The organism is Nostoc sp. S13, from assembly GCF_029379315.1.
Lineage (GTDB): Bacteria > Cyanobacteriota > Cyanobacteriia > Cyanobacteriales > Nostocaceae > Nostoc.
Genome location: NZ_JAQYWQ010000049.1, coordinates 38,788 through 47,149 on the forward strand (window position 1 = coordinate 38,788; position 8,362 = coordinate 47,149).

Below are 8,362 nucleotides of genomic sequence, written 5' to 3' on the forward strand. Positions count from 1 at the left end.
ACTTTTCAATTTTTGGCTATAAATTTTAGTTAATGTTAGAAAACAAAGTCTCAAACCTTGGTTAAATCAAAGTTCCAGAATCTAACTTCGATTCTGACTTTCTAAGAGTGGAAAACAAGATTAAGTACGGCTCAGTAGCGTTGTGGATGCTCCACCCCGCAAGCTCCAAGTGATGTCTACTAAGTTTTTACTAATACCTCTTATATAGATGCTCTCTAGCATTATGTGTAAATATTAGCCAGATATATTTACTTAAGCAGACTGGATGTGATTAATCAACGCTAAAATTCCGAACAAACAGTTATAAATCGTAAATTATTATGACCATTTATGCTTATTCATCGTCACCTAATTTTAGCCCTACTAATCTTTTTCTTAATCACAACTGTTTTACCAGCCACTGCTGAGTATTCTCTTTCCCCAACTCAATCCCCAGTCACCCTACTCGAACAAGGAAAACAACTTTATGATGCCGGAAAGTTGGTAGAAGCTGCACAAATTTGGGAACAAGCAGCCCAGATATTTCAGCAAAGCAAACAGCAGCACTATGAAGTATTAAGTTACAACTATTTAGCGATCGCTTATCAAGACTTGGGCAAGTGGGAAGCAGCGCGATCGCTAATCACCCAAGCAAAGAATATCCTAAAAACAATAGATGATTCCTTCCTTTACGCCCAAGTTCTTAACACCCAAGGAAGTTTACAATTAAATACTGGTCAACCAGAAATAGCCTTAGAAACTTGGCAGCAGGCAGAGAAAATCTATCGTTCCCTCAAGGATGTAACAGGGATTGTGCTGACGCAGATTAACCAAGCCCAAGCATTGCAAACTTTAGGAGAGTATCGTCGGGCACAAAGGCAACTAGAACAAATCAATCAAGACCTTGCTATTTTACCTGATAATCTCCTAAAAGCCAGGGGATTGCGGAGTTTGGGGGTAACTCTGCAAGTAGTGGGAGATTTAGAGCGATCGCAACAAGTATTATCGCAAGGTTTAGCGATCGCAAAGCAAGTAAATTCTACCGCAGATATTGGGGAAACCTTCTTAAGATTGGGGAATACCGCTAGAGCTAGGGAAGATTTTAAAGCCGCCTTAGAATTTTATCAACAAGCAAGTAGTAGTGGTGGCGAGCGTACTCAACTAGAAGCACTCCTTAACCAACTTAGCCTTTTAATAAAAACTGAGCAAAATCCAGATGCACTAGTATTATTACCCCAAATTCAAGAACGTCTTGCTAATCTTCCTCCCAGCCGTTGGGGAATTTACGCGCAAGTTAATTTAGCAGCAAGTTGGATGAAACTGTCATCATCAAAAACAAAAGACATTGCTCAACTTTTGGCAACAGCAGTCAAACAGGCCAGCGAATTAACAGATGCAAGAGCGCAAAGTTATGCTTTGGGAGAGTTAGGACATCTCTACGAACAAACTCAGCAATTCTCAGAAGCCTTAAATCTCACCCAAACAGCACTATCTTTGGCACAAGGAGTGCAAGCAGATGATATTGCCGTCAATTGGTTGTGGCAGCAAGGACGAATTGAAAAAGCTAAAGGCAACATTGAGACAGCAATTACAGCTTATGAACAAGCTGTTGATTCCTTAACATCTCTGCGTCAAGATTTAATCCAAACGAGTCCTGACGTGCAGTTTTCTTTCCGCGATCGCGTTGAACCAGTGTATCGGCAGTTAGTACAATTACTTTTACAAGATGTAGACAGCCTACCACAAATCATCAAGCAACAACACTTAGAGAAATCTCGCAAAACAATTGAAGCACTGCAATTAGCAGAATTAGAAAACTTCTTCCACCAAGCTTGCTTAACTTATAAACCGCAACCAATAGATAAAATCGATCCAAAAGCCGCAGTGATTTACCCAATTTTGCTAGAACGTCGCTTGGAGGTAGTTGTTTCTCTCGCTGGACAACCTTTGCAACATTATGGAACAAACCTTTCATTACAAGAGGAATCAAAGGTTTTTGATGAACTGCGCCAATCTTTAAACCTTGCTTTCTTGCCTGATGAAGTACTACCTTCTGCTCAAAAATTGTATGATTGGTTGTTGCGTCCTGCCGAAAAAGAGATAGAACTTCAGAAGATTAAAACCTTAGTGTTTGTCTTGGATGGTTTTTTACGCAGTGTACCAATGGCAGTTTTGCACGATCGCCAGCAGTTTATCATCCAAAAGTACAGCATAGCATTGACCCCTGGTTTACAACTATTAGAGTCTCGGCATCTTCCTAACCAACAATTTCAAGCCTTAACTGCCGGTTTAGCAGAAGCACGGCAAGGCTTTGCTGAGTTACCTGGTGTCAAGCAAGAAATTAAACAAATTACAAACTATGTCCATGCAAAGATACTACTAAATGAAAAATTTACTCGCGCCAACGTCCAAAAACAAATAGAAGAAGTTCCCTTTTCTATAGTTCATCTTGCCACCCACGGAGAATTTAGCTCCAAAGCCGAAGACACATTTCTTTTAACTTGGGAAGACCGGATTAATGTTAAAGATTTAGATAGATGGTTAAAAGGTGCATCTTCAAAACTGAGCAAAAATGCTCCACGCCAACCAATTGAACTGCTAGTTCTCAGCGCTTGTCAAACTGCTAAAGGCGACAACCACGCTGCTTTAGGATTGGCAGGAACTGCCGTCCGTTCTGGTGCTAGGAGTACTCTAGCAACCCTCTGGTCAGTACAAGACAAATCAACTGCTGACTTGATAGCAGAATTTTATCGTTTGCTTGCTCAAAAGGTCGTCAGCAAAGCCGAAGCATTACGTCAAGCGCAGCTATCTCTATTAAATTCTCCTCAGTACAAACATCCATACTATTGGTCTCCATTTGTATTGGTAGGAAATTGGCGTTAACTCAGGGATGAGGGAGATGAGAGCGGAGGCGCAGGGGAGGCAGGGGGAGATAAGGAAGAAATAATAACTACTTCTGCCTTCTGCCTTCTGCTTCCACAACTGATAAATAAATTCTTTATTAAGAATTTTCAGAAAATGATAGTAAATAATGCCTCATATCAATTTAAATTCTTCACTCTTGGCTTATCCCTACAACTGTTAATGTTTGCCTTACCTAGTTTGGGACAATCAGAATCAGTCACATCAAAAGTCAACCTACCAGAGCAATTCGTTTTTCAAGAGAATTTTGAACCACCGGGGGAGCCAGAACCAAAAAGTGACACTGCTGGTGCAGGTTCTCGTGATGGACTGAGGTGTTCTGAGAATGAACAGCCCATTAGACCTTTGATGCCAAAGCGTAACTTTGGGTTAACCTTCCAAGACCATCCTTCCGTATTCATTTCCTTACCCAAAACTTCAGCACAGAAGGTTGTACTGACCTTTAGAGATGAAACGGGTAACTATTATGAAAGAACTTTTTTACCTATTACTATTAGTGGAGGGATTGTTAGTTTCACTCAACCTAAAGAAAAAACGCCGCTAACTGTAGGTAAAAATTACGAATGGTCATTGGTAGTTGTCTGTGGAAAAACTGTGCAACCAGACAATCCTATATTTAAAGGTTGGGTACAACGAGTTGCAAAAACGACCAAAGTAGATAGGGAGTTGAGCCAGTTGACTACCATCGGTCAAGCAAACTGGTACGCACAGAGAGGATATTGGTATGAAATGCTTATGGCCATAGAGAAAGCTAGAAAAGCTGAACTTAAGAATACCCAATTAAAATAATTCGTAATTATTTTGTTGTAGTATCTTGTCAATCAACTGCTGATTTTCTTTGCCTTCTGCTTGTTTGAAATATTCAATCGCGATTTTTCCAGCAGCAGGTTGCTCTTTTGCAACCGCAAGTAGTAACTTGAGAGTTTGCTGGAGTTGGATTTTCTCAAGCTGCTTAGTTGCAAACATAGGTAGGATAATCGGAGCAAGTATTAATCCCAATAATGGGGGAATAATCGGAATCCACCAACCTTGTAAAAATGCCAGATAACTAAACACGATTAATCCTAGTCCAGTGCTAGTGACGACAAACATCAATTGTCTAGGTGATTTTAATCGCCAAGCAATTAATGTTCCTATCCCAGACCAAAGCAAAATCCATAATATCTCCCATATCTCAGACCAAGTTTGCAGCATTGCTCTTCCTTGCAGCGCTGCGGTTAATATTTGGCTGGTAATATTAGCATGAACAAATACTCCTGCCATTTGTTTTGATGACCCAAATAGCCGATTGTTATAAGGTGTTTGAAACAAGTCATTAATACTTTCAGCTGTTGCACCAATTAAGACAATACGATTTTGGATTTTTTCTTTTGGTATCCGTTCTTGCAACAAATCTGTCATGGAGAAGCTTTGAAAATTTTGTTCTGTGCCGTGATAACTAAGTAAAATTTGATAACCTCCAGTATCAGCTCGAACATAGCCTCCGTCAAAAGGCTGCAAGGGTGTTATTAAGGCTTTGCCAAGCTGGATATGATGGCGATTTTCAGGATGAGGATGGGGAGTGATGCCAACAGTTTTTAAGTATTGTAATGCTAATTGTAAACCCAAACTCTGTCGTAATTGATTTTTTGGCGATCGCGCAGCGGTAAGGCAGTCGCAGTCCTGGACGCCACTTGCTTCTCCTAAGGGAGACGCTGCGCGAACAAGTCGGGAAACCCGACGGCAGTTGTTACAACGGAGGGAACCTCCGCAACGCACTGTCTCCCCAACGCAGTGGCTCTGCTTCCCGTCGGTTGCGAACTGCCGAACCCGAAGGGTGGCGAGTCTGCGTCCCTGGCGCGTCTCGTAGAGAGTGTCTGGCTGCGCCAACGTCTGCGATGAACGCACTGTCAATAAGGCACGACGTACCTTACCGTCTCCATCCAATACTTGGTCACTAAAACCCACCTGACTTAATTGGGCTAATACTCTTGGCGGTGCAACCTTAGTACCTACAACTTTATCAACACCAATAAGATTGGGAGTAGCTTTGAACAATTCTACTAATTCTTGATATCCTGGTTCTACTGGCAAATCTCGATATAAATCCAACCCAATTACTTTAGGTTGATAAGTTTTCAATTTGTTGAGCGCTTCAACCAAAATATTATCGGGTATGGGGTATTGCCCTATTTTTTGCAAATCTGGTTCATCAATTGTAATTACAACAATACGAGAATCAATTCCTTTTTGGGGTCGTTGTTGCAAAAAGCTATCAAACATATTCCATTCCATTCCCTGCAACAAACCAATGAAACGTAGCAGTATAATAAAACTAGTAATACCGATTGCAAAGCTGACAATACACGGTTTACCAAAGTGTAATACAGCATTTAATTTAGCAGCTTTTCGGGCTTGGTTCAAAATCCGATTCGCTTCCTTCGCAGCTGTCAGAGTAAAATGTGCTTTTTCTAATTCAACTTTTTCGGCGTTTAAACTTATTTCAATTTCTTGTTTATCCAACTGCTGACTAGTAGCAATAAACCGATAATCTATATTAGAAAGTTTTTTAGTTTCTGACCAAGCTACTGCTTCTTTTAATTTCATGCCTCTTAATAATTGAGTGTTATCTTGCTGATTACTAGCAACCCAATTTTTGAGGCTTTGAGAATATGGACGTAAATTTTCTAGGTTTTTAGCAACCCAATCTAAATTAAATATAGCTTGACAAATTTTATTTTTTACTTGAATTTTCCCTTGATATCTGATAATTAAACCCGATAAAATTAACTCATTTTTTTCTCTAATATCATCAATTGTGACTTCTTCACCCATTAAAATTTGCTGATAGACTCCCAACAATCTTCCTGCTGTTTGCTCATTCTCTAGAAGACGTGAGCTTATAGTTCTTAAATGTTCGGGTTCATCTTGAAACTCCCAATTATTTATAATATGTGACCTAACTAAATTACTAATAAATAATTGAGAATTATTTATTAGTAATTTATCTCTATCTTTTAATTGTTCATTTACCACAATTTGACATAGCTTTTGAGTAAGAAATGGTTGTCCACCAGTCCAAACTAATATCTCTTTTAAAATAAGTTTTGGATTTACTACTTTTCCTTCCAATCCTTTTATTAAAGCGAGAGTTTCTTGTAGCTTAAAACCCTGAAGTTCTATTGATTTACCAATATTAAATGGTGTACGTCTTTTATCTTGAATCAAATCTAATGGAGTTGCCACTCCGAAAATAGCAAAGGTAATACGTTTATATTCAGGATTGATTGCTCGTTGATTATAGCAAAACCGAATCAGTGCAAAAAAATCATCAACTGAGAAATCTAAACTCAGAATACTATCAATTTCATCAACAAAGATAAATAATCGTTTGTCAGGAAAATGAAGCTGTAATAATTCCTCAATAAACCACCTTAATCTTTCCAGTAAAGATATATCTTCTTGTTCACGCCACCAAGTTTTTAAGTTGATTTTATTTAATAAATTAAAACCTAACCATAAATCACCAACTACACTCTTATACCACTGGAGTGGGGTGATATGTGAAGTACCAATAATCGACATATCAATGCTACTGCATTTAAATCCTTCTTGTTCCAAGCAATGTTTTGTACTTGCAAGTAGAGAGGATTTACCCATTTGTCGAGAGTTCAGTATATAGCAACACTCTCCCTGCTTGAGAGCCTCATAAAGCAGGGTATCTGCTTGTCTTTGCACATAACTAGGTGCATTAACTGTCAAACTGCCACCGACTTGGTATTTATAATCAGTCATAGGTTTAGTAGTGACTTCACTATCTACAGGACTTACGCAACTGTCATAAGCAATGGCGCGGTTACACCGCGCCGCGCGCCAAAAAACTACGCGATAAACATGGTAACAGCAGGACGTTTTAGTTGCTGAACTAAATAATTTGATAACAATCCATGCTTGATTTGATAGATTGTTTGACCAGTATATGGCGCTAAATCTTTGAGTCTAAACTAGACTAAAATAGCATAAACAATATGGTTTATTTGAATAAAGATAAAACACCAATTGGTATCCAGGTACTGTAGCGAGGTTGGTTAAAATTACATGACCTTTGTGTTCGCGTAGCGTCTCGTAGAGAAGGTTGGCAGCTTGCAAAAGAGACTTAACGGGAAAAGTCAGGTCGCTTAATTTGTTCGGTTACATAAACCCAGATTCCGCACTTTATCGTGTAATACACGAAGATTTCCAACATCTGGCTAATAGTGGTTAAATAGCAATCATAAATCCCTAACAATTCTCAGTATTAATACTTAATAAATGAATATTATTAGGAAATATTCTTGAATATCGATGTATTACATCTTGAAGTGCGGAATGTCGGTTATTTATTTCTGGGAAATACTCTTAAACTTTTATTGGCTAGTAGTCAAAACCAGCTTTAACTTGCGTTTCCCTTTCTCTTCACTGGCACAAAAATGCCACAGCCCATCTTACGCTTTCCCCCAATGCCATATCTCACTAATGTTAGCGAATCTTCATTGCTGAGATTAATGATTTCTAACCCAAAATCCACAACCGTAAAGCGCTTGATTTTGATACTTCTACGTTTTGGGCTACCATCAGTATTTTTGGTAATAAAGGCTTTTCGCTGGATACCCAGTTGTTCTAACTGACGCTGTGCTGCTGCTAAGAATGACTCCGGTTCTTGATAACCCTGGATAATCACTATACGCGATCGCAATCTCTCAGCAGGCTCAAGCAAATAAATTTCAGGAATCCCCAAGCGAATTGTATGCTTGCCAATTCTCAGAGGCTTACCTGCTAACGGATAAACCAAACGCACTTGATCTACTGGTAGCCGAATCCGAAGCCTAGAATTTTTAGTTAGCTAATTACGCCTTCCTTGGGAATACCTGCAATAGTATGAATTCCAACTGTATTTAACTTATGAAGTTCAGCTTCAAAATGGGCGATCGCAGAAAATAACTCATAGCCGTGGTCGAAAGGTACTGCCTCGCCAATCAGGTTACAAATTAAATCTATGTATGGTAACTGAGATGTTAGAAGGACTCCTACAGTATTGTCCTTAATTTAAAATTTTTTCCACAATTTCCTGGCATTTTGTGACATTTCTGAAGATATTTGCCGGATAGGAAGTTGGAAATAGGTTGCTACTTTCACTCATAATACTACCCAAAAACTCTGAGGTCATAGATTGAATATCATCAATTTGTACTGGGGTTAAATCAGATGATATGCTAAAAAAATTCTCTGGTAAGGCTTTGTAAACCAGGTGTAGTAGGAGACGTTTACTATGAGTAGCAAATAACTTTTCTCTTCCATCTCGTTGTTTTTGTACTTCTGATAATTTATTCTCTACTACTCTTAAGATTTGAACTAATTTCCAAAGGTTAGAACCATTTACTGATCTCTTAAGTAGGTCAACTTAATTAAATATAAGATAGAGATACTCTTCCCGTTGTATGTC

The 8,362-nt window shown here is 38.9% G+C and carries 5 protein-coding genes; 2 read left to right on the forward strand and 3 right to left on the reverse strand.

Annotated elements, in window-relative coordinates; all coding sequences use genetic code 11:
- The first annotated feature begins 330 nt into the window (after window positions 1-330).
- Window positions 331-2,862 (forward strand): CHAT domain-containing protein, encoded by a 2,532-nt coding sequence (locus PUQ00_RS16650; RefSeq protein WP_300418679.1) that lies wholly within the window; start codon window positions 331-333, stop codon window positions 2,860-2,862.
- 135 nt (window positions 2,863-2,997) lie between these two features.
- Complete coding sequence (locus PUQ00_RS16655; RefSeq protein ID WP_300418681.1) at window positions 2,998-3,690, forward strand: DUF928 domain-containing protein; 693 nt, start codon at window positions 2,998-3,000, stop codon at window positions 3,688-3,690.
- Here the strand turns inward: PUQ00_RS16655 and PUQ00_RS16660 are convergent.
- From PUQ00_RS16660 to PUQ00_RS32835, 3 genes are all read right to left on the reverse strand, one after another.
- Entirely contained in the window at window positions 3,682-6,675 is a 2,994-nt protein-coding gene (locus tag PUQ00_RS16660) for a CHASE2 domain-containing protein (RefSeq protein WP_300418683.1), read from the reverse strand. The two genes, PUQ00_RS16655 and PUQ00_RS16660, sit on opposite strands and share 9 nt — an antisense overlap.
- Window positions 6,676-7,312: 637 nt before the next feature.
- Window positions 7,313-7,717, reverse strand: coding sequence for a type I-MYXAN CRISPR-associated protein Cas6/Cmx6 (cas6, locus tag PUQ00_RS16665; RefSeq protein WP_300418685.1), 405 nt, complete (start codon window positions 7,715-7,717; stop codon window positions 7,313-7,315).
- Between the two features lie 41 nt (window positions 7,718-7,758).
- The gene (locus PUQ00_RS32835) at window positions 7,759-7,965 is read right to left on the reverse strand and encodes a type I-MYXAN CRISPR-associated protein Cas6/Cmx6 (RefSeq protein ID WP_366145963.1); all 207 of its coding nucleotides are present in this window, start codon (window positions 7,963-7,965) and stop codon (window positions 7,759-7,761) included.
- Window positions 7,966-8,362 lie beyond the last annotated feature (397 nt).